Origin of the sequence: Truepera sp. (assembly GCA_032027045.1) — a bacterium.
Taxonomy (GTDB): Bacteria; Deinococcota; Deinococci; order Deinococcales; family Trueperaceae; genus JAAYYF01.
The window spans coordinates 2668971-2693361 of the sequence record JAVSMU010000001.1; the positions used below are offsets into that span (position 1 = coordinate 2668971).

Here is a 24391-nt window from a genome sequence, read left to right on the forward strand (position 1 = left end):
GCGGAACTCGAGTCCGCGGCCCGCCGCCTCGCGCGTCCTGTAGCTAGCGCCCGATGAAGATCTTGATCATGTCCCAGGCGTCGTTGAGCAACGCTTCGCGCTCAGCCGACTGCAGGGCGAAGAAGAGGTGTTCCTTCGCTTCCGGGCTCGGGTAGATGGCGGGGTCATCGGCCAGGTCGGGGTCGATCAGGCCGTCTTCGAGCGCGACGCGGTTGGGCGTGCCGAAGGCGGTGTAGTTGGAGATGTCGGCGGCCACCTGGGGGTCGAGGATGTAGTCGATGAACACCTCGGCCAGTGCCTTGTTGGGCGCGCCCTTCGGGATGGCCAGGTTGTCGACCCAGAAGTTCGTGCCCTCCTTCGGGATGACGTAGGCGTAGGTGTCGCACTCGCACTCGTCCATGATCTGGAAGATGTCGCCCGAGTACTCGACGACCACGTCCGCCTCGCCCCGCGCGAGGATCTCCTGACCGTCGTCGCGGGCGATGTACACGACGTTGCCGCCGTGGTCGATCAGGTACTGCGCCGCGGCGTCGATGTCGGCCGCGCTCTCGCTGTTCGGGTCCTTACCGATCATCAGGAGGCCCATGCCGATCATGGCCGAGGTGTCCTCGAGCCAGGCCACTGGCCCGTCGTAGGCGAACATGTCGGCCCACGAGGTGATCTCGGGGATCTTCTCGGTGTTGTAGCCGATGCCCACCGTGCCCCACTGGTACGGAACGGTGTAGTCGTTGGCGGGGTCGAACGGCAAGCCCATGAACTGCGGGTCGAGGTTGACCATGTTGGGCAGCATGGAGTGGTCGATCTTCTCGAGGAGGCCCTCGTCGATCATGAGCCTCACGATCGAGTCGCTCGGCACGACGATGTCGAAGCCCGGGTTACCTTGGCGCAGGCGCACGAGCATGTCGTCGTCGCTGCCATAGGTGTCGTACACGACGCGAACGTCGCACGCGGCCTCGAAGTTCGAGATGGTGTCTTCAGCTACGTATGTCGCCCAGTTGTAGACGTTGAGGGTCTGGCCCGCATAGCCGGCGGGGCAGGTCCAGGCGGTCTGGGCGTAGGCGGCCGAGAGGGCGACCGCCGCCAGGCAGGTGACGAAGAGTTTGCGCATCTATCCTCCGAGTCGTCGAGTACACGCGCCGCGGCAGGCTGAAGCCCCGTTGGCCCCTCCAAGCTCGCGGATCAAGCCGAAGGTTAGCACCCGGAAGAAGGGTCCGCGCGCCCTTTGCTTGGTGTTCGGGGTGTTCGGGCTCTACCCGTGCCTCAGCGGCCGGTCCCGCTCACCACGCGGTCCATCTGCGGATCGGAAAGCACCCGCCGCAGCACGTTTATGAGGTGCGCGTCCCAGCCGACGAAGTAGCGCGTCCTGGAGCGGCGCGCCGACAGGGCGCGGTGAACGGCCTGGGCCACCTTCTCGGGGTGGGTGCCGTGCTCCGCCGCGAACTTCGCGCCGGCCACAAGGTCCTGGACGAGCGGCCCGTAGTACTCCTTGGACTTAGGCGGCATGCGGTCCATCCTGTCGAGGCCCTCCACCAGCGACTTCTGCCAGATGGGCGTGGCTATGCGTCCCGGCTCCACCACGGAGACGCGCACTTTGTAAGGCAGCAGCTCCCGCCTGAAGGCGTCGGCCACCGCCTCGAGCCCGAACTTGGAAGCGGCGTAGGCACCCAGCAACCGCGAAGCGATGAGGCCCGAGACCGACCCGACGAACACGAGCCGGCCCGGACGCTCGCGAAGAAGTGGCATGAACGCTTGCGCCAGGCCCACCTGTCCGATGACGTTGACCTCGAACTGAAGCCGCAGATCGTCGAGAGGCAAGAACTCCATGGGGCCGGCCACCGCGATGCCGGCGTTGTTCACGAGGCCATGGAAGTGGCCCCCGTTCAGCTCTTGGTTGACGAGCCGCGCCGCCCCCGCGGTCTGCTCCTCGTTGGTGACGTCGAGCTCCAGGATCCTGAGGCGCTGCGCCGCCGCGCCCGCCTCGGACATCAGGCTCTCGGCGTCCGCCGCGGAGCGCAACCCCGCATAGACCTTGTAGCCCTTCTCGAGCAGGAGCAACGTGGTGGCGCGCCCGATGCCGGTGGACGCTCCCGTCACCACGACTACGCGCTGGTGGCTTGCCTCTTCGACGCGCGGCACGACGACATCCTACCAGCGAGCCGAGCGTGGCCCCCGGAGAATTCACGGCACGAAACGGCGCCGACGCATTCGCGCGGCGTCGGCGCCGGTACTGCCTTGGTTACCAGCTTCCGGGCCTCCGGAACCGGGGGGCCTCCCGGTGTCATCCGAAGAGCATTCTTGGCCTGCTTGGAGGCCCGGAAGCTCTACCGCGGTCCGGGGCAGGTGCCTCGCTCATCTGCACTACCCGGCGAGGCCCTTCTGCTGCCTACGCCCCTTCCGCTTACGGCCAGGTTACGCCGACCACGACCCGCACCGCCAGGGACGTCCGTCCCGCGCCGGCGCGCTACTGCGCGCGACTGTACTCCTCGAAGGCCCGCCGCGCCTCCGCGGGGAAGGGTGCGGGGCGGTTGGAGTCGTAGTCGAACCACACGGCGACCGCCTCTATCTCGGCGGCCGGTTCGTCGTCGGCGTGAACGACCTGCCGCATGGTCACGCTGCTGGTGCCGATGCGCTCCACCCACGTCTCCACCCGCACGCGCTGGCCGAGGCGGACCTGGAGGCGGTAATCGATCGCCAGGCGCGCGAGGATGAACCCACCCGGTGGCAGGTCGAGAGAGCGCACGAACTCGACGCGCCCCAGCTCGGCGTAAGTGGCGTAAACGGCGTTGTTTATGTGCCCCAGCGCGTCCGTGTCGACGAAGCGCACCTGGATGTCGAGGCTGGCGCTCTTGTTCATGGGCGACTCCATCTCAACCCCTCCCCCCGTCCGCCGACGTGTGGTTCCGGCTCCGGCTGCGCGAGCTTCCCTCGCGCGGGCTTCGGTTGCGCGCCTTACCGGTGCCCGAACTTCCGCCGCCCGAGCTTCCGCCGCCCGAGCTTCCGCCGCCCGAGCTTCCGCCGCCCGAGCTTCCGCCGCCCGAGCTTCTGTTGCGCCGGCTGCCCCCGCGCGGCAACGCCTGGCACGCCGGGCAGTAGGTGGTCCCACGTTGTGCCACCACCAGGCGTTCGAGCGTGGCGCCGCAGGCGGGACAGGCCTCGCCGCCCCGGCCATAGACGTCGAGTTCCTTGGCGTACTCGCCGGGCCGGCCCCGCACGGTGCGGTAGTCGGACAGCGTGGTGCCCTGAGCGGCAAGGGCGGCGCTCAGGACCTCGCGCACGGCGTGGTGCAGCCTCGCCACCTGCTCCGGCTTTAGCGCGGCGGCAGGGGTGAGGGGGTGCACGCGGGCGCGCCACAGCGCCTCGTCGGCGTAGATGTTGCCCACGCCGGCGACGGGCCGCTGGCTCAACAGGTACGCCTTCACTGCCATGCGCGACCGGGCCAACGCCGCGCCGAAGCCCGCCGCCGTGAACTCCGGCTCGAGCGGCTCGGGCCCGAGCGCCGCCAGCGTCGGCAGCGTTTCGTACTGCCCCTGCTCGACGACCAGGAAGCGGCCGAAGCGGCGGGGGTCGAGGAAGTAGAGGACGTTCGGCGCGTCGCCGCTCAGTCGCACGCGAACGCGCACGTAGCCGGCCTGACGCTCGCTGGGCTCGCTCATGGCGATGACGCCCGTCATGCCGAGGTGCGCCACCAGTTCGAGGCCGCCCGAAAGCGGCATGAGGAGGAACTTCCCGCGGCGCCCGACGGACTCGACGCGCCTGCCCAGGGCCCGCGGCAGGCCGACGTACTTGGGCCCGAGGGGGGCCAGCAGCTCCACCTCCAGCAGTTCGCGGCCCGTGAGCCAGGGCGCCAGCTCGCGGCGCACCGTTTCTACCTCAGGCAGTTCGGGGATAGCTGATCCTTCCCTCGTATAGGGCCCGGCCGACGATAGCGCCCTCGAGGCCAAGGCGCTCGTAAGTCGCCAGGTCGGCGTCGGTGGCGACACCACCGCCGGCGACGAGGCTGCCCTGGAACGCGTCGCGCATGCGCGCCACGGGCTCCTCGTCGACGCCGAGCATGGTGCCGTCGCGAGATACGTCGGTATAGATGACCTGCGTCACGCCCAACGCCGTAACCCGCCGGGCCAGGTCGAGGGCGTCGACCTCCGTCGTCTCGGCCCAGCCGCGCACGGCCACGCGGCCGGCGCGGGCGTCGATGGACACGCACACGCGCTCCGGCCCGAACTCTGTCACGAGCGTACTGACGACCTCGGGCCGGGTGATGGCCACCGTGCCCAGCACCACCCTGTCGAGGATCCCCAGCCACTTCCTCGCCGTCTCCAAGCTGCGCACGCCGCCGCCCAGTTCGACCTTGGCGTTCACGCTCGCGGCCAGGCGGGTAACGAGGTCGGTGTTGTCGCCGCGGCCGAGGCTGGCGTCGAGGTCGACCACGTGGATCCACTCGGCTCCCAGGCCGTCCCACTTGGCCGCCGCCTCCACGGGGTCCTCGAAATAGACGGTCTCGCGCTCGGGATCGCCCTCGAACAGGCGGACGGCGCGGCCCTGCTGGATGTCGACTGCCGGAATGACGAAGAACATGTGCGGCCGAGCATAACCTTGACTCGGAGCGGCCCCTTCGTGGCCGCTTACCTTGACATCCCCCCACCCCGGCCTATACTTTCAAGGGATGCAGTCTAGCGGTTCGGCAACCCTCAACTTGGCCCCCCTACTCCAGCAAGCGCCGGGCGCTCCGCTCGACGTGCGTGGCGAGGGGCTGCTGGAGCCCGCGGAGGCCCTGCTGGAGGCCGACGGCATGCGCCTCAGGGGCCCTCTGGAGTGGCGCCTGACCGCGATAAACGCCGGAGGCGACGACGACTTCGTGCTCGAGGGTTCGGTGAAGGGCACGGTCGTCATGGAGTGCCGGCGCTGCCTCGAGGACGTGGATACGGAGGTCAGGGCTTCGTTCGTCTACCCCATGGAGTACCGGCCGTCGGATCTGCCGCTGCTGCTCGACGAGGAGGGCGACGAGGGCGACGACGAACTGCTCGTCTTCGGCTCGACCACCGTGGACTTCAGCGCGTTCCTCACCGAGCTCCTGGCCATAGAAGTGCCCATCACGGTGCTCTGCCGGCCCGACTGCCTCGGTCTGAACGAGAACGGCGTGAACCTCAACGAACACCCGGAACTGGCGCGAGAGCGTGACGCCGAGGTGGTCGAGGAAGGTGTCTCACCGTTCGCCGCACTGAAGGACCTGGACTTGCGGGCCTGAGCCGCCCGCGGACGCGCCCAGCGCCGCGACCGTCACGGAACCGCCACCGCACCACCACTCACCACTCGCGCGAACCGCGAGCCCACCAGAAGGAGTCAAGACGAGATGGCTAAACACCCGGTACCCAAGAAGCGCACGTCGCGCTCGAGCCGCGATTCGCGGCGCTCCCACCACGCGTTGAGCGAGCCCACGCTGGTGGCCTGCCCCCAGTGCAAGGCCATGAAGCCCCCGCACGTGGTCTGCCCCGAGTGCGGCAGCTACGCCGGCCGTCAGGTCGTGGCGGAAGCTTGAGGTTCCCGCAGCTCGGCCGGTACTCGAACTGGCTGCTGCGCCAAAGCCCGAAAGCCCCGAGGGGCCCCACCAGGACGGCCACGGCCGTCCTTTCGTCATCCGGTCGCCTTGCTGAGCCCGCGACCGCGCCACAAGCAGGTGCTGCGTGAGCCAAGCGAAGACCAGGGCGGGCGTAACCGCACTAGGCGCGTATGCGCCCGCCAAGATCGTCACCAACCAAGACCTTGAGGCGATGCTGGATACCTCCGACGAGTGGATCACCTCGCGGACGGGCATCAAGCGCCGCCACCTGGCGGCCGACGACGAGTTCACCTCCGACCTCGCGTTCCGGGCCGTGGAGGACCTGCTCGCCCGCCACGGCGACGACGCCCTCGCCGGCGTCGACATGGTCATCCTGGCCACCAACACCCCGGACGCGCTCTTCCCGTCCACGGCGGCGCTCGTGCAGGACAAGTTCAAGCTGTCTGCCGGCGCCTTCGACCTGTTGGCTGCCTGCCCGGGTTGGCTTTACGCGGTCGGGATCGCCAGGGGCCTGGTCGAGTCGGGGCAGTGCAAGCGCGTGCTGGCCATCGGCGCCGAGGCGCTGACCAAGATCATCGATTGGAACGACCGCTCGACCGCCGTGCTGTTCGGCGACGGGGCGGGCGCCGTGATCATCGAGGCCGTGCCCGAGCAGTACGGGATCAAGAGCGTCATCATGGGCGCCGACGGCTCGGGCGCCGATCAGCTCCACAAGCGCGCCGTCGCTCCGTGCCTGCCGAGCGGCACGCCCCTCTCCGAGACGCTGTACATGAACGGCCGTGAGGTCTACAAGTTCGCGGTGCGCGTGATGGATACGGCCACGATCGAGGCGCTGGAGAAGGCGGGTCTCACGGTCGACGACATCTCGCTCTTCGTGCCGCACCAGGCCAACCTGCGCATCATCGAGGCCGCGCGCGAGCGGTTGGGTCTGACGCGAGACCGCGTCGTGGTGACCGTGGACGAGTACGGCAACAACTCCACCGCCAGCATCCCGCTGGCGCTGCGCGACGCCGTCGCCGACGGCAGGGTGAACGTGGGCGACAACCTCCTCCTGGTGTCGTTCGGGGCGGGACTGACCTGGGCGTCGTCCGTCCTCACCTGGGGCCCCGCGTGACGCAGAAAGTAGCCGCGCTGTTCCCCGGCCAGGGCTCCCAGGAAGTGGGGATGGCCCGCGAGCTCTACCAAGCGTCGCCGGCGGCGAAACTCGTGCTGGACGAGGCCGAAGCGGCGCTGCCGGGACTCCTCCAGCTCATGTGGGAGGGGCCTGCCGAGGAACTACGCTTGACGGCCAACCAGCAACCGGCGCTGGTGGCCGCAGGGGTCGCCGCTTACTCCGCCTATCTCGAGGCAGAGGGTGCGGAGCCCCAGCTGGCCGCCGGACACTCGCTCGGCGAGTACACGGCGCTCGTCGCCGCGGGCAGCCTGAGCGTCGGCACGGCGGTGCAACTCGTCCGAAAGCGCGGCGAGTACATGCAGGAGGCCGTCCCCGAGGGCGAGGGCGCCATGGCCGCCGTTCTCAAGCTGAGCGAGCAGGACATCCGCGAGGTGCTGGCGGCGCTGCCCGTCGGCCCTGAGGAACCGGGCAGCGTCCTCGTGGCCATCGCCAACCTCAACGCCCCCGGCCAGACGGTCGTTTCCGGCACGGCGCGCGGCGTGGCGCGAGCCACCGAGGCGCTCAAGGCCAGGGGTGGCCGCGTGATACCCCTCAAGGTGAGCGCGCCCTTCCACTCGCCCCTCATGCTGCCGGCCGCCAACAGGCTCGCCGTCGACCTCGCAGAGGTGAGCTTCGGCGAACCGTTGATCACCGTCGTCAGCAACGTGACCGCGGAGCCCATCGCTGAAGCCGCCGCGGCGGAGCGCCTGCTCGTCGAACAAGTGACCGCCCCCGTGCGCTGGGTCGAGTGCGTGGAGAAGTTGCACGCTCTGGGCGCCACGCGCTTCGTGGAGTTCGGTTCCGGCAAGGTCCTGACCGGCCTGCTGGAGCGCATCCTTCCCGGCGCGCTCGGCATGGCCGTCACCGACTCCGAGTCTCTGGCCGCTGCCGTGGCGCCCGTCGGCGAGGAGGCGGCCGGATGACCGGGGAGCGTAGGCGGGTGGTACTCGTGACCGGTTCCAGCCGTGGGCTGGGCCGCGCCATCGCCGAGACGTTCGGCAGGCGCCAGTTGGACGTCGCCGTGCATTACGTGAGGTCGGCCGGCCCGGCCAACGAGGTCGTGGAGGCCATCCGCGCCGCAGGGGGGCGGGCCGAGGCGTTCGCCGCCGACGTCGCGGACCCCGGCCAGTGCCAGGGCCTCGTCAAGGCGGTCACGGAGCGCTTCGGCGCCCTCGACGTGCTCGTGAACAACGCCGGCGTCACCAAGGACACGCTGGCGCTGCGCATGAAGGACGAAGACTGGCAGAGCGTGATCGACACGAACCTCTCGGCGGCCTTCTACCTGGCTCGCGGGGCGTTGCGGGGCATGCTCAGGACGGGCTTCGGGCGCGTGATCAACGTCTCGTCGGTGGTGGGCCTGCGCGGCAACGTGGGCCAGGCCAACTACGTCGCGGCCAAGGCAGGCCTCATCGGGCTGACCAAGGCGCTGGCGCGCGAGTACGCCGCCAAGGGCGTGACCGTCAACGCCGTGGCTCCGGGGTTCATCGACTCCGACATGACGGCGGCCCTGGCACCGGAGCTGAAGAGCGCCTACCTCGCGGAGATCCCGGCAGGCCGCTTCGGAACGCCCGCCGACGTTGCCAACGCGGTGGCTTTCCTGGCCTCCGACGACGCCGCGTACATCAACGGTCAGACCCTGGTGGTTGACGGTGGGATGGTCATGCACTAGCATCTGCAAGGCCTCTCGCTCCCGGACCACCCGGAAGTGCTCGGCCGCGGCCCATGGCGCCGCAAGAAACACAGGAAGACGCCGGTAGAACCCGTGCTAGACTCCCGCAAGACGAGTACGACAATGGCGCGGCTCGATGCCGACGCCGAGGAGGGAACACCGTGGACGAGCACGAAATTCTGGAGAAGATCAAGGACGTCGTGGCCGACAAGCTCGACGCCGACCCGGGCGACATCACCGAGGCCTCCCGCTTCATGGATGACCTGGGCGCCGATTCCCTCGACGTCGTCGAGTTGATCATGGGCCTGGAAGACGAGTTCGGGGTCGAGATCTCCGATGACGAGGCCGAAGGCATCCGCACCGTCGGTGACGCGGTCCGCTTCATCTCCGACAAGCAGTAGGCGCCACCGGCAAGCGACCTTGCGCGAGCGGCGAGGGTAAAGCGCCCGCGGGCCAAGTCACTAGTCCGGGACTCCCCGCGCGTTAACGTGGGAGTGACCATGAAAAGAGTAGTCGTCACAGGAGTTGGGCCCGTCACCCCCATCGGCGTCGGCGCCGCCGGCTTCTTGAGCGCGCAGCACGAAGCGAAGAACGGCATCGGACCCATCACGCTGTTCGACGCGAGTGACCTGTCCGTGAGGTTCGCCGGCCAGGTCGACGTCGACATGGACCAGTACTTCACCGGCAAGGATGCCAAGAGGCTCGACCGGTTCGTCCAGTTCGCGCTCGTGGCCGCCGAGCTCGCCCTGCAGGACGCGGGGTTGACTGCCGAGGACGTCACCGGCGACATCGGCGGCACGTGCGTGGGCTCCGGCATCGGCGGCCTCGATACCTGGGAGGCCCAGTCCAGGGTCAGGTTCGAGCGCTCTCCCATGCGCATCAGCCCGTTCTTCATCCCCATGCTCATAGTCAACATGGCGAGCGGGCACATCGCCATGCGCTACCACCTCACGGGCCCCAGCTCCAGCGTCGTCACGGCTTGCGCCACCGGCTCTCACAACATCGGCGAGGGCTACCGCATGGTCCAGCGTGGCGAGGCCGAGGTCGTCTTCGCGGGCGGCACCGAGGCGCCGATTACACCCATGGGCATCGGCGGCTTCGCCGTCATGAAGGCGCTCTCCACCCGCAACGACAGCCCGGAGACCGCCAGCCGCCCGTTCACCGCCAGCCGCGACGGCTTCGTGGCGGGCGAGGGCGCCGGCATCCTCATCCTCGAGGAGTATGGGCGCGCCGTGAAGCGTGGCGCCCGCATCTACGCCGAGGTCGTCGGCTTCGGCTCGAGCGCCGACGCGTATCACGTCACGGCACCCGCCCCGGGCGGCACGGGCGCCATCGCCGCCATCAAGCGCGGCCTGGCCGATGCCGGCTTGTCAGCGGACCAGGTCGGCTACATCAACGCCCACGGAACCAGCACGCCCGCTAACGACCTCAACGAGACCCTGGCCTTCAAGGCCGTCTGGGGCGGCCGCGAGAGCGTGCCTCCCGCCTCCTCCACCAAGTCGATGACGGGGCACACCCTCGGCGCGGCGGGTGGCATCGAGGCCATAGCGACCGTCCAGGCGCTCTTCCACGGGGTACTGCCCCCCACTCGCAACTACCTCGACCCGGACCCGGAACTCGACCTCGACTACGTCCCGAACGAGGCACGCGAGAAGCAGGTCGACGTGGCGATCTCCACGAACTTCGCGTTCGGCGGGCAGAACGCCGCGGTCGTCTTCAAGCGGGTTTAGGCGGCGGGCCGCACCTCGGGCCGCACGGCAGAGGCCTCACCTGGCGTCTCGTGTCGCGCCTCGCGTCAGGCCTCACGCCGAGCCGCACCTCCCACATCACCGTGGCCGCCGCAGCCGCCTGACGAGCGCGGCGATTTCCTGCAGCCTCAGCGCGTAGCCGACGACAGCGAACGTGATTAGCAGCACCACCCCGCCAAGCGCCACGCGCGCCAGCTGACCCCACCAATCGGCGCCAAGGGGCACCAGCGCCAAGATCAGGGCCGCCGCCCCTACCCCGGCCCCCGCGGCCAGCCAGACCTTGGCCGAGTCCGCGAGCCACTCGGCCAAGCCGAAGCCCTCGCGCCTACCCACGAGGAACGCCGCGACCGCTACCTGCAGCCACGCCGTGAAGGCGGTGGCCCACGCCACGCCCGCGATGCCCCACACCTTCGAGAGGGTCCAGTACAAGAGCCCCTGGATGCTCAGGAACGACAGCACTAACAGCACCGGGGTTCGCACCAGGCCACGCACGTAGAAAGTGCGGATGAGCAGGTTGAACACCCCGATCGGGAAGACCGCGAAACCGAGCGGCATGGTGGCCGCGATCGTGAACGCGCGCAGTTGGGCGTCCATGGGGGCGCCCAGCAGCGAGCGCCAGTTGTACACCACGTCCACGGCCGGCGCGGCCAACAGGGCGAGGGCCAGGCCCGCGGGTACCGTCAGGAAAGTGATGAAGCGGAGGCCTTCCGCCAGCGTCGCCGCGAACTGCTCCGGCCCCTTCACCGCGTGTTCCGACAGCCGCGAGTAGTAGGCCAGCGCGGGAGAGATGCTGAAGAGCCCGAGGGCGAGGCTCAAGAACAGGTCCGCGAGGTAGAAGGCGCCCTGCGCGCCGGCGTCGATGCTCGTTATCACGTTGGACGCCACCACGTTGAGCACCTGACGGCCGCCGGCCGTGAACGCGAACGGCACCATGAGCAGCAGCACCGACCCCAACGCCGGGTGCCACAGAGAGGTGACCCGCGGCAGGAGGCCGGAGCGCGCCAGGACCGGCACCTGCACGACGAGCTGGGCCAAGCCGCCCACCACGTGCGCGACGGCCAACATGACGGCCTGGCCCGGGAACAGGGCCATGAGGGTGACGGTCACCACGTTGAGTGCGACGGGCGCCCAGGCGGGCGCGAGGAAGCGCTCCTCGGCGTTCAACACGCCCATGGCGAGGGCCGATAGGGAGATCGCGGGCAGGAACGGGAAGACGATCCGCACCAGCCGGGTGGTCAGCTCGACGTCCACGTTGCCTGCGCCCGAGATGAGCAGACGCGCCAGGAAAGGCGCGCTGAGGTAGGCGCCCACGAGGAGCAGGCCGTTGACGATGAGCAGCAGCGCGAGGAGCGCCCCGGCCATGCGGCGGCCCTCCTCCGGCTCGAGGCGCTTGTAGACCGGGATGAAGGAGTTGGTCAGGGCCCCTTCGGCCAGCAGTTCGCGGAACAGGTTGGGCACCTTGAAGGCGGTCACGAAGGCGTCGATGACGGCGGTCGGGAAGAACTGGGCCAGGAGCGAGTTCCTGAGGAGCCCCGCCACGCGGCTCGCGAGGGTCCCGACCATCAGGGTCATTGCCCCGCGGCGGCTGCTCTTCCGTTCGGTCACGTGGCTCATCATCGCATCATGCCGAACCGGCGGCGGGCAGTGCGCGGCGCCGTTGCCCGTGGCTTCAGCTCGCGGCGCAGCAACCGCTGCGGCACCTGGCTCGCCGCCGGCGCGTGAATGGCGCTATCATGGCCGCGACCTGCAAGGCCCCCGCAGCGGCAAGCTGCCCAGCGGGGCGCGCATGGGTAGCGAGAGGAGCGCCATGGTCGACGAAACTTCGCACACCAGTGCCTCTGCCGGCGCGGGCGGTCACCGCCACGAGCCGCGCGTCACCGTTACCGCCCAGTACGACCACCCGTCCGCCGCTCGCGACGCCGCCGCGGCCCTCCACGGCGCCGGCTTCGGGTCGGACGACGTCAGCCTGGTCGCCGGCGCGTCCGACGACGTGCTGCGCGCCCAGCGCCAGGCCGATCCGAACGTCATGGAGCGCGGCGAGGTGCCCCCCGCAAACGGGGCGGTCTTGGGTTTCGTGGCGGGGATGCTCGGCTGCGGTTTCCTGGGCCTCCTGATGGGCTCGGGCCTCGTCGACCTGTTCGGCAAGGAGCAAGCGCAGGCCGTGGGTCCTTTCTGGGCCGCCGTAATCGGCGGGGGCGTCTTCGGCCTCGCGTTCGCGCTGGCGGGCTTCATCTTCAACAGTCCGCTCCCGCACCCCGAGCCCCCCGAGCACCCGAGCGGCACGCCCGACACCCGCACGTTCGTTTCGGTGTACACGAACACGGAGAAGCAGGCCGACGCCAGCTCGGCGCTCGAGCGTTTCGAACCGAGCAGCCTCAGCGTGTGGCACGCCGACAACGGCGACTGGTTGCCTCAGGGCCGTTAGCGGCTTAGTGTTGCCGGTGCGTAGGCTGGCGGGTCTCCGCGTGAGGCTCGTTCGGCCTTGTTGCGCTTGGATCGAAGAGCCGACCGCGATGGACGCTCAGGCCGTGAGTTTTGGCGCAAACGCGGGGGCTAACTCCCCGATAGAGTGTCGTTCGCCCGGTCGGGGGTCGGCCGCGCGCAGAAAGTTGGTCTACTCGTGTCGACAACGCATGACGCCGCCGAACGCATAGCCGTCATCGGCCAGGGTTACGTGGGCCTCCCCGTCACGCTCGCCTTCGGCGAAGCGTTCGAGGGCGTGGTGGGTTTCGATACGGACGCCGCCAAGATCACCCGGCTCAGGGCGGGCCACGACCCGACCGGCGAGGCGCCGCCGGAAGAGTTGGCGCGCACCACCGTGGAGTTCACGGCGGACGAGGCGGACCTCAAGGGTGCCACGTTCTTCGTCGTCGCCGTTCCCACTCCCATAGACGCCGTGAAGCGCCCCGACCTTGGGCCCCTGGCGTCCGCCAGCCTGGTGGTCGGGCGGGCCCTCACGCGGGGCGCGGTGGTGGTCTTCGAGTCGACCGTCTACCCGGGCGTGACCGAGGAGTTCTGCGGTCCGATCCTCGAAGAGACCTCGGGGCTGAAGGCCGGAATCGACTTCACCCTCGGCTACTCCCCCGAACGCATCAACCCCGGCGACAAGGAACACACCTTGAGGCGCATCGTTAAGGTCGTTGCCGGTCAGGACGCCCCAACGCTCGAGCGCGTGGCCGGCGTGTATGGCGCCATCATCGAGGCGGGCGTGTACCGTGCCAGCAGCATCAAGGTGGCGGAGGCGGCCAAGGTCATCGAGAACACGCAGCGCGACCTAAACATCGCCCTCATGAACGAGTTGGCCATGATCTTCGACCGTCTGGACATCAACACCCTGGAGGTGCTCGAGGCGGCCGGCACGAAGTGGAACTTCCTGCCGTTCCGCCCGGGCCTGGTGGGCGGCCACTGCATCGGGGTGGACCCCTACTACCTCACCACCAAGGCCGAGGAAGTCGGTTACATCCCGCAGGTCATCCTAGCCGGCCGCCGGATAAACGACGGCATGGGGGCGTTCGTGGCGCAGAAGGTCGTCAAGCTCCTCGCCTCGGCCGGCGGCCGCATCAGTGGCGCGCGCGTGGGCGTGCTCGGCCTCACCTTCAAGGAGAACGTCCCCGACTTGCGCAACAGCCGGGTGCCCGACATCCTTGAGGAGCTGGCGGAGTACGGCGTGACCGCCGTGGTCCACGACGGCATCGCCGACGCCGCCGAGGCCAGGCGCGAGTACGGCGTCGAGCTCGCGGATCTGAGCGAGTTCCAAGACCTCGACGCCCTCATCATCGCGGTGGCGCATCGCGGCTTCGACACCTTGGTGCTCGAGGAACTCCCGCGCCTGGTCAAGCCGGGCGGCATCGTGGCCGACGTCAAGTCGGTGCTCAAGGGCGCCAAGCTGCCCGCGGGCTTCAAGTACTGGAGCCTGTGATGGCGGGCAGGCGTTTCCTGGTCACCGGCACCGCGGGTTTCATCGGCTACCACTTGGCGGAACGCCTCCTCGCAAGGGGCGACAGCGTGGTGGGAGTCGACAACGTCAACGATTACTACGACGTTAGCCTCAAGGAGGCGCGCTTGGCGCGGCTGGCGCGCCACCCGGGCCACCGCTTCGAGAAGCTCGACCTGGCGGACCGCGCCGCCCTCACGCGCGTCTTCGACGAGGCGCGGCCGCAGGTGGTGGTCAACCTCGCCGCCCAGGCCGGGGTGCGTTACTCGCTCACCAACCCGCACGCCTACGTCGACAGCAACCTCGTCGGGTTCGTGAACGTCCTGGAAGCGTGCCGCCACCATGACGTGGAGCACCTCGTCTACGCCTCGTCCAGCTCCGTGTACGGCGCCAACACCAAGGTGCCCTTCAGCGTGCACGACAACGTGGATCATCCGCTCAGCCTCTACGCCGCCTCCAAGAAGGCCAACGAGCTGATGGCGCACACGTACTCGCACCTCTACCGCCTGCCCACCACCGGACTGCGCTTCTTCACCGTTTACGGCCCCTGGGGCCGCCCCGACATGGCCATGTTCCTCTTCACCAAGGCCATCCTCGAGGGGCGCCCCATCGACGTCTTCAACTACGGCGACATGCAGCGCGACTTCACCTACATCGACGACATCGTCGAGGGCGTCGTGCACACCGCCGATCACGTGGCCACCGCGAACCCGCAGTGGAGCGGCGCCGACCCCGACCCCGGCACGAGCAACGCCCCCTACCGGCTCTACAACATCGGCAACAACCAACCCGTGCAGCTAATGGAGCTAATCGCGCTGATCGAGGAGGAGCTGGGGGTGGAGGCGGAGAAGAATTTCCTGCCCATGCAGCCGGGGGACGTGCCCGCCACCTATGCCGACGTCGACGACCTGGTGGCCGACGTGGGCTTCAAGCCGGAGACGCCGCTGGACGTGGGCGTGAAGCGGTTCGTGGCGTGGTACCGGGAGTTCTATGGGGTGTGAGGCGCGGGCTCTCGAACGGCATTAGGCGGCGTACCGGTCTGGCCAACCTCGAACCCTGCCACCGTGAGGTGCTCACGCCACTCGAGCGGCAGGTCGACGTCGGCTTCCTTGGCCTGAAGGGCGGCACCGAAATGGCAAGATGGGAGGGTGTTCGACGCGATTGAAACCCAGCCCATCTCCGGCCTGGTTCGGTGCCGACGCCGAACGCACAAGGGTTCGCATCGGCTGGGTTCCCTTACCGCGCACCGCACTCCACGGTCGGTCACAGACGGATGACCCCTGCGAACGGTGGCGACGACCGTGCTGATCGAGACACCATGAGGCGGTTGCCGGCCAGGCCGGCCGTCAAGCTCTTGGTGGACATCCTGCTGTTCCTCGCCGCTACTCCCCTCGCCTTCGCGCTCGGCTACGAAGCCGACCTCGGGCCCGCCGGTCCCATGCTGATCGCGTTGGCGGTCTTGGTTCCTCTCAAAACGCTGCTGGCCCTGATCATAGGGCTCCCCCACAGGTCATGGACCGCCCTGACTTTCCGGGACCTGGGCAGTCTCGTCCTGCTGGCTTCAACAGTGGTCCTCATCGGCATCGTTGGCCAAGCCCTATTCGGTAACAGCATCGCTGTCCCCAGGTCCATCCCTCTACTCGACGGGTTGATGACGTTCGGGCTCATGGCGGGCGCCCGCGCCCTCACGCGCTACCGTCACGAGCTCGGGGTCGCCAGGATCATCGGGCCGGATCTCCGCAAGCGCGTCTTGGTGGTGGGGGCCGGTGAGGCGGGGGCACTGGTCGTGCGTGAACTTCACAAGCATCCGGAGACGGGGCTCGAGGCCGTGGCATTCCTCGACGACGACCCGCGCAAGCAAGGACAGCGCGTCTCGGGCGTTCCGGTAATGGGCGCTCTGGATGACGCTGCCAACGTGATCGTCACCCTCGGGATAGACGAGGTGCTCATCGCGATGCCTTCCGAGGGTGGGCGAACGGTGCGTAGGGTCCTCGAGCAGATGCGCCAGGCCAAGCCCAACCTCACCTACAAGATCATCCCCGGCCTGTATCAGGTCCTCTCGGGGAGAGTGGACGTGAAGCACATCCGTGAGGTCGAGATCGACGACCTTCTCGGCCGTGAGCCCGTGGAGCTCGATACCGAGCCGATCCTGGGCTACTTGAGCGGCAAGCGCGTCATGATCACGGGTGCCGGCGGGTCCATCGGGTCGGAACTGGTGAGGCAGATCTGCCGCTTCGACCCCAGCGAACTCATCCTCTTCGGCCACGGTGAGAACAGCATCTACACCCTGGAGCGTGAACTGGATCGTGACTGGCCCGAAGTCCTCTATCACGGTGTGATCGGCGCCGTCCAGAACGGAGCGCGGCTCGACTACGTCTTCACTCGCTACCGCCCGGACGTCGTGTTCCACACCGCAGCGCACAAGCACGTGCCGCTAATGGAGGAGAACCCCGAAGAGGCCGTCTTCAACAACGTCATAGGCAGCCGCAACCTCATCGCCCTCGCGCTAAAACACGGCGTGACTCACTTCGTGAACATCTCGACGGACAAGGCCGTGAACCCGACCTCGGTCATGGGCGCCAGCAAGCGCACGGTCGAGCTCCTGGTGATGGATGCGTCGCGCAGGGCGGGCCCCGGCCAGACCTTCGTGTCCGTCCGCTTCGGCAACGTCTTGGGAAGCCGCGGTAGTGTCATCCCCATCTTCAAGAGCCAGATCGCGGCGGGTGGTCCCGTTACGATCACGGATCCCGAGATGGTGCGTTACTTCATGACCATCCCCGAGGCCTCCCAGCTCGTGCTCCAGGCCTCGGCCAACGGCCGCAACGGCGAGGTGTACATCCTCGATATGGGGGAACCGGTGCGCATCGTCGACCTGGCCCGCGACCTCATCCGCCTCTCGGGCTTCGAACCCGACGTAGATATCCCTATCAGCTACACGGGCATCCGACCCGGCGAACGCTTGGTCGAAGAGCTCATGACCGAAGCGGAGCGTGCGTCGCAAACGGCACATCAGAAGATCTTCGTGGCTCATACCGAGACCGCGGATCCCGAGGCGCTCGCAGCGACCATCGACGCGCTCCAGGGCGCAGCCATGCGCTCCGACCATGCCCGCATCCGGGCGCTGTTCGAGGGCTTCCTCGAGGGCTGCTACTTATCGCCGGCAGTACCGGACAAGGACAGTGAGGTTCGGCTGCCGTCCGAGGCCAGGCTGGTCTCGTAGCTCTCGGCACCGCCGCGTCCGTCCGGCAGGGCGGCCGCACCGGATTCGGCGGCCAGCGGTTACCATCAAGCATGACGCATGAGACCGCTCAGGGCACGACCGTGCCGGCCCTAGGGTTCGGAACCTACCGACTGCAAGGCGCGGACTGCGCGGAGGGGGTGGCTCACGCCCTGGAGTTGGGCTACCGCCACGTTGACACCGCGCAGAGCTACGAGAACGAGGCCGAGGTGGGCAAGGGGATCGCCGCCTCGGGCGTGCCGCGGGCCGACGTGTTCCTCGTCAGCAAGCTCCGGCCCTCCAACTACGGCGTGGCCGAGAAGGCGACGCTGGAGAGCCTCGCGGCCTTGGGAACCGATTACGTCGACCTCATGCTCCTTCACTGGCCCAAGGACGCGGATTCGGTTTCCAGGGCGCTCGAGTCTCTGGCCCGGCTGCAGCGCGAGGGCGCCGTGAAACAGGTGGGCGTCAGCAACTTCCCCACGGCGCTCGTGACCGCCGCCAACGAGGTGACGCGCGTGTTCTGCAACCAGGTCGAGTACCACCCGTTTCTCGCCCAGACGAAGGTGCTGGAGCAAGCGGAGCGGCTGGACATGATCGTGACGGCCTACCGCCCACTGGCCGCGGGACTCACGGGGGCCGAGCCCGTCCTGCGGGAGGTCGGGGCAAGGCACGGCAAGACGCCCGAACAGGTCGCGCTGCGCTGGCTGGTGCAGCAGCCTCGCGTGACCACGATCCCGAAGTCGGCCGACCCGGCCCGGCGCGCGGCCAACCTGAACGTTTTCGACTTCGAGCTCTCTGACGCCGAGATGGCCGCGGTCTCGCGCCTGGCGCGCGGCCAGCGGTTGGTGGGCGCCGATGGCGACGTGGAGTGGGACGCTTGAGGGTGCTCGTGACCGGGGGCGCCGGCTTCATAGGCTCTCACCTCGTGCGTGCCCTGCTGGACGGCGGCGACGAGGTCGTGGTCCTCGACGACCTCTCGACCGGAAAACGGGAGAACCTGCCCGCGTCCGAGCGTCTTACCCTGATCGTCGGCGACGTGGCCGACGGGGTAGCGGTGGCCCAGGCCCTTGCTGGGTGCGCGGCGTTCGCGCACCTCGCGGCGGTGGCCTCGGTGGAGCGCTCCGTGCGCGAGCCGCTCGTGACCCACCGCACCAACCTGCAAGGGAGCATCCAGCTCTTCGAGGAGGCGGCACGGCAGGGCGTGAGGCGCGGACTGTACGCGTCTTCTGCCGCGGTCTACGGCGATTCGGAGACGCTTCCGCTAGCGGAGGACTCCGAGCTTAGGCCCCTCACGCCATACGCCATCGACAAGCTTGCAGGCGAGTACTACCTCGCCCATTACCACCGTAGCGGCAAGTTGAACGCCACTGCGTTCAGGTTCTTCAACGTGTTCGGGCCGCGCCAAGACCCCTCGAGCCCCTACTCGGGCGTCATCAGCATCTTCTTGGACCGAGCCGGCCGCGGCGCCCCCATAACGGTGTTCGGGGACGGTGAGCAGAGCCGTGACTTCGTTTACGTGGACGACGTCGTGGCGGCGCTGCTGGCCGCGCTGGAGCTGCAGGGGGAGGCGGGCGAGATGCCCGTTTACAACGTGGGCAGGGGAGAGAGCGTGACGCTGAAGGCGCTACTGGAGGTGGTTGGCGGGCTGCCGGGCGTCACCGCGCCGCTGCAGGTGAACCACGCTCCGGCCCGCGAGGGCGACATCCGGCATTCCCTGGCGAACCCCGACAAGTTGAAAGGCGCGCTCGGCTGGGCCCCGCGTACCTCGCTGGCAGAAGGTCTCTTGGCGATAGTCAGCGGCTGAGCGCGATGGTCAGCGGCAGAGGGCGATGGTCAGCGGCTGAGCGGGCGCCCCTACGGACGAGGTCGTGAGTGCCTCAGGGAGCGGCTTCCGGACATGGCCTTGCCGCTGATCGCCCGCCGTTAGCCAATGCCCCCGGGAACCTCTTCCGTTTTCGAAGGCCCGAGCCCACAGGCCACCGATCTCAAGCCCCCGCCTCGTCGCCAACCACCAACCGCGGCGCGGCGTGCAGGTACTGGCTCACCCGGCGCTTGGCGGCTATGTCCTGGAACACGCGCTCGACCTGCTCGGCGCTCAGGCCCAACGCGCCTGCCACCACATCGGCCCCGATACCGTGGTCGACGGCGTACAGGCACAGGTCCATCTCGTCGTACGGCAGCGAGAAGTAGAACTCCTCCTGGCTCTGCGGCATCGAATACGTGTCCGTGGTGGGCGGGCGGGAGCGGATCTCGGCGGGCACGCCCAGCGCCTCCGCCAGTTGGTAGACCTGTGACTTGTAGAGGTGGGCTATGGGCTTGATGTCCGCGGCGCCGTCGCCGTTCTTCACGAAGAAGCCCTGGTCGTACTCGAGCCTGTTCGGCGTCCCGAGCACGGCGAAGTTGAGCCTGTCGGCGTGATAGTACTCGAGCATCTTGCGCGTGCGCTGCTTGAAGTTGGTGGCCGCAACGACCTGCAGGTACTCCTCGAGGGGCAGGCGCTCCTTCACGACCTTGCCGTCCGGCGCCTGGGCGACGACCGAGAAGATCCTGAAGGCGTCCGAGTCGACGACGCTGGGGAGAACGATCTTCGCCTTCCAGCCGGGGCCGTAATCCGGGATCACGCGCGCGAAGGCCTCGTCGCGGCGGCGGTAGCACCCGACGGCCTCCAGTATCGGAGTTATCACCTCGAGGACGGTCTCTATGCCGCTGCTCTTCGCTGCCAGGCGGCTGAGCATCAACGTATCGGGCGAGGAATCCGCCTCGGGCATGAGTACCCCCAGCACGTTGCCGGGGCCGAACGCCCTCGCCGCCAGGGCGGCCACCACGCTCGAGTCGATGCCTCCCGACAGCCCGAGCACGCCCCCCTTACGCCGGAACGCCCTCACTTCGCGGCGCATGCCGGCGGCTATCTCCTCGATGGTGGCCTCGGGGTCTGCCAGCTTCAGGACCTGCGGGCCGAAGGCCTCGCTCATGTGTGACACCACCTATGCCAAGCGCCGGGAGACGTAACCGACGATGCGTGAGACGCTGTCGAGGTTCTCGGGCAACGTGTCCTCGTCGGGGATGCTCACTTCGAAGTGCTGCTCGATGAACATGATCAGTTCGAGTACGCCCATGGAATCGAGCACGCCGGCTTGGGTGAGGGACTCGTCCGCCTCGAGGCCGGCGCCGCCGTCATCGAGGATGAAGTTGTCGGCCAGGAACTGGCGAACGTCCTTGTCTATCGTGGCCACGTCGGCTGCCATGCTGTCACTGCTCCTTGTCACGACCGAAGCTTCGCATACGAGCCTCAGCGGGTAAATAGGCTTTCACCGGCCCTCGGCGGCCGCTTCCTCCACCAGCGTCTTCTTGCGCACCTTGCCGGAAGCGGTCTTGGGTAGGTCGGGAACGAACCGCACGTCGCGGGGCACCATGAAGCCTTCCAGTCGCGCCATGGCCTCACGTTTGAACGCCTGCTCGGTGTAAGTGACCTCCGCGTGCAGTACGACGTATGCACGCACGGCCTGCCCAAGCAGCTCGTCGGTCACGCCGATGACTGCCACCTCGCGCACGCCGGGCACGGCGGCCAGCGCGTTCTCGACTTCCACCGGGCTGACCTTCTCGCCGCGGCTCTTGATGATGTCGTCGGAACGGCCCATGAAGTAGAGGAAGCCGTCCTCGTCGGTGCGGAAGAAGTCGTGGGTGCACAACACCCGTTCACCAGGGTACTTGCCGGGCTTGAGCATGTGGGCGGTCTCGGCGGGCAGGTTCCAGTAGCCCAGCATCACGTGCGGTCCCCTCACGTAGAGGGTGCCGGTGGTGCCGGCCGCCACGGGCAAACCGTCATCTCCCAGCAAGTAAGTCTCGGTCCCGGGGATGGCCTTACCCACCGACGACGGCTTGCTTAGCACCAGCTCGGGCTCGAGGTAGCAGACCCGCTTGCACTCGGTGAGGCCGTACATCTTGTAGACGAGGGCGCCGGGGCTCATCTCCAGCAGGCCCGGCACGTAGTCGTCGGGCAGGTGCGCCGCCGTGTTCGTGAAGCGCCTCACGCTGGGCATGGAGACGGGCGAGTTCCGGTGGAGCGATAGCAGGGTGGCGAACACGGTGGGCACGCCCGGGAAGACGGTCACGCCCTCCTCCACCACGCGCTTGACGATGGCTGCCGGGAAGGCGAACGTGCGCTCGAGCACGAGCGTGGCGCCCAGGTGCACCGCCATGAGGGCCTGGTAGAGGCCGTAGTCGAAGGCCAGGGGCAGCAGGTTCAGTATCCGGTCCGAGGCGTCGAGCCGCAGGTACTCGACGAGGCTCCCCTGGGCGAACACCATGTTCTGGTGGCTCAGCATGACGCCCTTGGGGTTGCCGGTGCTGCCCGAGGTGTAGACGAGCGCGGCGAGGTCCAACGGGATAGTCCCCGCCGCGGCCACGTCCGTGCTCGTCGCCGCTGCGAGGCTCATCTCAGCGAAGGCCGGAGCCGCGCCGGCCGCGGTAGTCACGCCACCGACGGCCTCGTCGGCATGTACGAGCGCCTCGAGGCTCGGGAGGGCGGTCGCCTCGTTGGTCATGAGATCAGCCACCATGCGCGCGAGGCGTCCCTGGCTTAGAACGGCCGCCGCACCCGAGTCGGCCAGCACGTAATGCAGCTTGTCTTCCTTCGTCTGGGGGTTGACCACGATGAACGCAGCGCCCGCAAACAGCGCGCCGTAGATGCCCACCACCGTGGCGACGGAGTTCTCCAAGAAGATAGCCACGCGGTCTCCGCGCTTCACGCCGACGCTTTGAATCAGGGCCGCGAAGCGCAGGGCTCGCGCTTGCAGTTCGGCGTACGTCACGCGCTCGTCCGCAGTGATCACGGCGACCTTGTCTTGGTACTTGGCCGCGCTCAGCGTCAGGCTGTCATGCAGCAGCCTTGGGTACCTCGGTAGCATCCAACCCGCCCTTCCGTTCGACGTGAACCCCACCTCGCCGGCGGCCGCTCACGCCCAAGAAGTCTATCCGCGGGGCCTCACGGCACACTTACTCCGCCGCCCCGGAGGACTTCCTTGCCCACCACTTCGCGGGTAGCGACCGCGGCCGGGGCGAGCGTCGGGTTGGTGATGAACTGCTCGTCGAGGAGCATCGTCGACAGCACCCCGACCAATCCCATCTCGTCGCTCTCGCTGAAGCCCACGTCGGCGTAGCGCACGGCCTTCTCGGCCAGCCTGGCGACATTTGCGGGGTTGAACAACCCGCTGGCCTCCACGCGCTTAGGCGCGAGTAGCTCCGCCACGTAGGCGGGCGCCCCTTCGCCGAAGAAGGCTCCTAGAATCGGCGCTCTGTACGGGCGCTTGGGGCGCCTGTTGATCTCGTCGGGCAGGACCTTGGCCAGCGACTTGCGCAGCAGATACTTCTCACGTATGTCGCGAAGGCGCAGGCGTTCGGGCAACGAAGCGGCGAACTCGACCACGTTCATGTCGAGGAACGGGAACCGTCCCTCCACCGAGTTGGCCATGAGCATGCGGTCGCCCTGCGAGTGGAGGAGGAAGCCCGTGAGGAAAGTAGCTATCTCGAGGTACTGGGCCTGGCCCAGGGGCCCCATGCTCGCGAACTCCGGCGGCAGGCGGTCTATTACGCGCTCCTCCGGGTCGCCCACCGTAGTCCTGGTGGCGAGTGTGTCCGCGCTGAGAAAGCGCAGGTTGCGTGCCGTGGTCCGGAAACGCGGCCGGTGGCTGTAGAGCGGGTCGTCCAGTTCGAGCATGCCGGCCTTGAAGAACTCGGCCATGAACCCGCCGCCGCGCTGCAGGTCGCGCGAGAGGTAGGGGTAGAGCTTGCCGAGCAGCCTGGGGCGCAACGTGGAACCGGGCTGCCGCGCCCAGAAGCGCCGCACCATGGCCTCCTGGAAGATGTTGTAGCCGCCGAAGAGCTCGTCCGCGCCCTCGCCCGTGAGCACGACCTTGAAGCCGGCGCTGCGCACGAAGCGCGAGAGCAGCAGGAGCGGGCCGGGTGCCGTTCGGAGCATGGGTTTCTCGGCGTGGAGGATGACTTCCGGCAGCACGGCGGCCACGTCGGCGTCGGAGACCACTATGCGCCGCAGGTTCACACCAAGCTCGGCCGCCATGCGGTCCTGGTAGGGCGACTCGTCGAAGCGCGGGTCCTCGAAAGCAACGCTGAAGGCCTCCAGCGGACCGCGGGTGTGACGGCGCGCCAGCGCGGTGGTGGCGCTGGAGTCCAGACCGCCACTCAAGTAAACGCCCACGGGCACGTCGGCGCGGAGCCTTATCCTCGTGGCGTCGTCCAGCACGCCGAGCAGCTCCTCTTGCAGCTCCTCCATGGGCGCCGAGCGGGTGCCCTCGCGCGGGCCGAAGCGGATGTCCCACCAGCGCACCGCCTCTTCGGCGCCACGGGGCCCAACCCAGAGGAAGTGACCGGCGGGCAACTCACGCACGCCCACGAACGCGCTGCGGTCGGGCTGAACCGCCCAGATGGTGAACGTCTCGACCAGCGCGAACGGATCGATGCGCCGTTCGGCGCGAGGGTGCCGCAACAGGGCCTTGGCCTCGGAGGCGAACACGAAGTCGCCCCCGTAGTCGGCGAGGAACAGAGGCCTGATCCCGAAGCGGTCGCGGGCCAGGAACAAGCGCTTGGTCTCCCTGTCGTAAACGGCCAGTGCGAACTCACCGTTCAGCTTGTCGAGGAACCCAGGACCCCACTCTTCGAAGGCGTGGACCAAGACCTCAGTATCCGAGCGCGTGCGGAAGCGGTGCCCGAGCTGCTCGAGCTCCGCCATGAGTTCGGGGTAGTTGTAGATCTCACCGTTCTGCATTCCCCAGTAGCGACCGTCCTCGTTCGAGAGGGGTTGGTCGCCGCCTGACAGGTCGATGATGGACAGTCGGGTGTTGACCATGCCGAAGGGTCCGTCGAGGTAGAGGCCGACACCGTCCGGTCCGCGGTGCGCCAGCTCGCCGGCCATGGCCAGCAGCAGGTCGCGCTCAGACCGTTGGCTCGTGTAAATGCCGGCGATTCCACACATGTGTCCTGCGATCACTCCTCGGCAATAAGGTCATGAGAGCCGTCAAGGCCTCGGGCGGAGTATACGGCCCCCCGGCACGCGGCGGCCGGTTGGTCAGCCAGCACGGCGCTGGGTCAGGTGTGCAA

General features: G+C 68.3%; 23 protein-coding genes. 13 read left to right on the forward strand and 10 right to left on the reverse strand.

What is annotated here, in order from left to right:
• Nucleotides 1–43: 43 nt before the first annotated feature.
• The 5 genes from ROY82_12095 to hisA all read right to left on the reverse strand — a co-directional run bounded on the left by ROY82_12095 (nt 44) and on the right by hisA (nt 4572).
• Nucleotides 44–1108: a spermidine/putrescine ABC transporter substrate-binding protein gene (locus ROY82_12095; GenBank protein MDT3683199.1), complete on the reverse strand. Its 1065-nt coding sequence runs from the start codon at nt 1106–1108 to the stop codon at nt 44–46.
• 152 nt (nt 1109–1260) lie between these two features.
• A complete protein-coding gene (locus ROY82_12100; protein MDT3683200.1) occupies nt 1261–2136 on the reverse strand; it encodes an SDR family oxidoreductase in 876 nt (291 codons plus the stop codon).
• 325 nt (nt 2137–2461) lie between these two features.
• Nucleotides 2462–2854: a thioesterase family protein gene (locus ROY82_12105; GenBank protein ID MDT3683201.1), complete on the reverse strand. Its 393-nt coding sequence runs from the start codon at nt 2852–2854 to the stop codon at nt 2462–2464.
• 13 nt (nt 2855–2867) lie between these two features.
• Complete coding sequence (gene mutM / locus ROY82_12110) at nt 2868–3860, reverse strand: bifunctional DNA-formamidopyrimidine glycosylase/DNA-(apurinic or apyrimidinic site) lyase (protein MDT3683202.1); 993 nt, start codon at nt 3858–3860, stop codon at nt 2868–2870.
• A 10-nt stretch (nt 3861–3870) separates the two neighbouring features.
• Nucleotides 3871–4572, reverse strand: coding sequence for a 1-(5-phosphoribosyl)-5-[(5-phosphoribosylamino)methylideneamino]imidazole-4-carboxamide isomerase (gene hisA / locus ROY82_12115; protein ID MDT3683203.1), 702 nt, complete (start codon nt 4570–4572; stop codon nt 3871–3873).
• Nucleotides 4573–4660: 88 nt separating this feature from the next.
• Between hisA and ROY82_12120 the strand changes: the two genes are divergently transcribed.
• The 7 genes from ROY82_12120 to fabF all read left to right on the forward strand — a co-directional run bounded on the left by ROY82_12120 (nt 4661) and on the right by fabF (nt 10106).
• On the forward strand, nt 4661–5242 hold the full coding sequence (locus tag ROY82_12120) for a DUF177 domain-containing protein (GenBank protein MDT3683204.1): 582 nt from the start codon (nt 4661–4663) through the stop codon (nt 5240–5242).
• A gap of 105 nt (nt 5243–5347) precedes the next feature.
• Complete coding sequence (gene rpmF / locus ROY82_12125) at nt 5348–5533, forward strand: 50S ribosomal protein L32 (protein MDT3683205.1); 186 nt, start codon at nt 5348–5350, stop codon at nt 5531–5533.
• Nucleotides 5534–5678: 145 nt separating this feature from the next.
• Nucleotides 5679–6668 carry a beta-ketoacyl-ACP synthase III gene (locus ROY82_12130; GenBank protein MDT3683206.1) on the forward strand — a complete coding sequence of 330 codons (990 nt, stop codon included), beginning with the start codon at nt 5679–5681 and terminating at the stop codon, nt 6666–6668.
• On the forward strand, nt 6665–7630 hold the full coding sequence (fabD, locus tag ROY82_12135) for an ACP S-malonyltransferase (protein MDT3683207.1): 966 nt from the start codon (nt 6665–6667) through the stop codon (nt 7628–7630). Before ROY82_12130 ends, fabD begins: the two co-directional genes overlap by 4 nt.
• Nucleotides 7627–8376, forward strand: coding sequence for a 3-oxoacyl-[acyl-carrier-protein] reductase (fabG, locus tag ROY82_12140; GenBank protein MDT3683208.1), 750 nt, complete (start codon nt 7627–7629; stop codon nt 8374–8376). The genes fabD and fabG overlap by 4 nt, the downstream gene beginning before the upstream one ends.
• A gap of 161 nt (nt 8377–8537) precedes the next feature.
• Entirely contained in the window at nt 8538–8777 is a 240-nt protein-coding gene (acpP, locus tag ROY82_12145) for an acyl carrier protein (GenBank protein ID MDT3683209.1), read from the forward strand.
• 99 nt (nt 8778–8876) lie between these two features.
• Nucleotides 8877–10106, forward strand: coding sequence for a beta-ketoacyl-ACP synthase II (gene fabF, locus ROY82_12150; GenBank protein ID MDT3683210.1), 1230 nt, complete (start codon nt 8877–8879; stop codon nt 10104–10106).
• 96 nt (nt 10107–10202) lie between these two features.
• On the opposite strand, the gene murJ is transcribed toward fabF, so the two are convergent.
• On the reverse strand, nt 10203–11729 hold the full coding sequence (gene murJ / locus ROY82_12155; GenBank protein ID MDT3683211.1) for a murein biosynthesis integral membrane protein MurJ: 1527 nt from the start codon (nt 11727–11729) through the stop codon (nt 10203–10205).
• Nucleotides 11730–11931: 202 nt separating this feature from the next.
• Here murJ and ROY82_12160 point away from each other — a divergent pair, with 202 nt between their 5' ends.
• From ROY82_12160 to ROY82_12185, 6 genes are all read left to right on the forward strand, one after another.
• Complete coding sequence (locus ROY82_12160; GenBank protein ID MDT3683212.1) at nt 11932–12549, forward strand: hypothetical protein; 618 nt, start codon at nt 11932–11934, stop codon at nt 12547–12549.
• 195 nt (nt 12550–12744) lie between these two features.
• On the forward strand, nt 12745–14043 hold the full coding sequence (locus ROY82_12165; GenBank protein ID MDT3683213.1) for a nucleotide sugar dehydrogenase: 1299 nt from the start codon (nt 12745–12747) through the stop codon (nt 14041–14043).
• Entirely contained in the window at nt 14043–15059 is a 1017-nt protein-coding gene (locus ROY82_12170) for an NAD-dependent epimerase (GenBank protein ID MDT3683214.1), read from the forward strand. The genes ROY82_12165 and ROY82_12170 overlap by 1 nt, the downstream gene beginning before the upstream one ends.
• 317 nt (nt 15060–15376) lie before the next feature.
• Nucleotides 15377–17278, forward strand: a complete 1902-nt coding sequence (locus tag ROY82_12175) for a nucleoside-diphosphate sugar epimerase/dehydratase (protein ID MDT3683215.1) — start codon at nt 15377–15379, stop codon at nt 17276–17278.
• A 71-nt stretch (nt 17279–17349) separates the two neighbouring features.
• Nucleotides 17350–18159, forward strand: a complete 810-nt coding sequence (locus ROY82_12180; protein MDT3683216.1) for an aldo/keto reductase — start codon at nt 17350–17352, stop codon at nt 18157–18159.
• 2 nt (nt 18160–18161) lie between these two features.
• On the forward strand, nt 18162–19082 hold the full coding sequence (locus ROY82_12185; protein MDT3683217.1) for an NAD-dependent epimerase/dehydratase family protein: 921 nt from the start codon (nt 18162–18164) through the stop codon (nt 19080–19082).
• Nucleotides 19083–19263: 181 nt separating this feature from the next.
• On the opposite strand, the gene nadE is transcribed toward ROY82_12185, so the two are convergent.
• The 4 genes from nadE to asnB all read right to left on the reverse strand — a co-directional run bounded on the left by nadE (nt 19264) and on the right by asnB (nt 24266).
• Nucleotides 19264–20250, reverse strand: a complete 987-nt coding sequence (gene nadE, locus ROY82_12190; GenBank protein MDT3683218.1) for an NAD(+) synthase — start codon at nt 20248–20250, stop codon at nt 19264–19266.
• Nucleotides 20251–20262: 12 nt separating this feature from the next.
• On the reverse strand, nt 20263–20523 hold the full coding sequence (locus ROY82_12195) for an acyl carrier protein (GenBank protein ID MDT3683219.1): 261 nt from the start codon (nt 20521–20523) through the stop codon (nt 20263–20265).
• Nucleotides 20524–20586: 63 nt separating this feature from the next.
• Nucleotides 20587–22185, reverse strand: a complete 1599-nt coding sequence (locus tag ROY82_12200) for a class I adenylate-forming enzyme family protein (protein ID MDT3683220.1) — start codon at nt 22183–22185, stop codon at nt 20587–20589.
• Between the two features lie 77 nt (nt 22186–22262).
• Entirely contained in the window at nt 22263–24266 is a 2004-nt protein-coding gene (asnB, locus tag ROY82_12205; GenBank protein ID MDT3683221.1) for an asparagine synthase (glutamine-hydrolyzing), read from the reverse strand.
• Nucleotides 24267–24391: the final 125 nt, after the last annotated feature.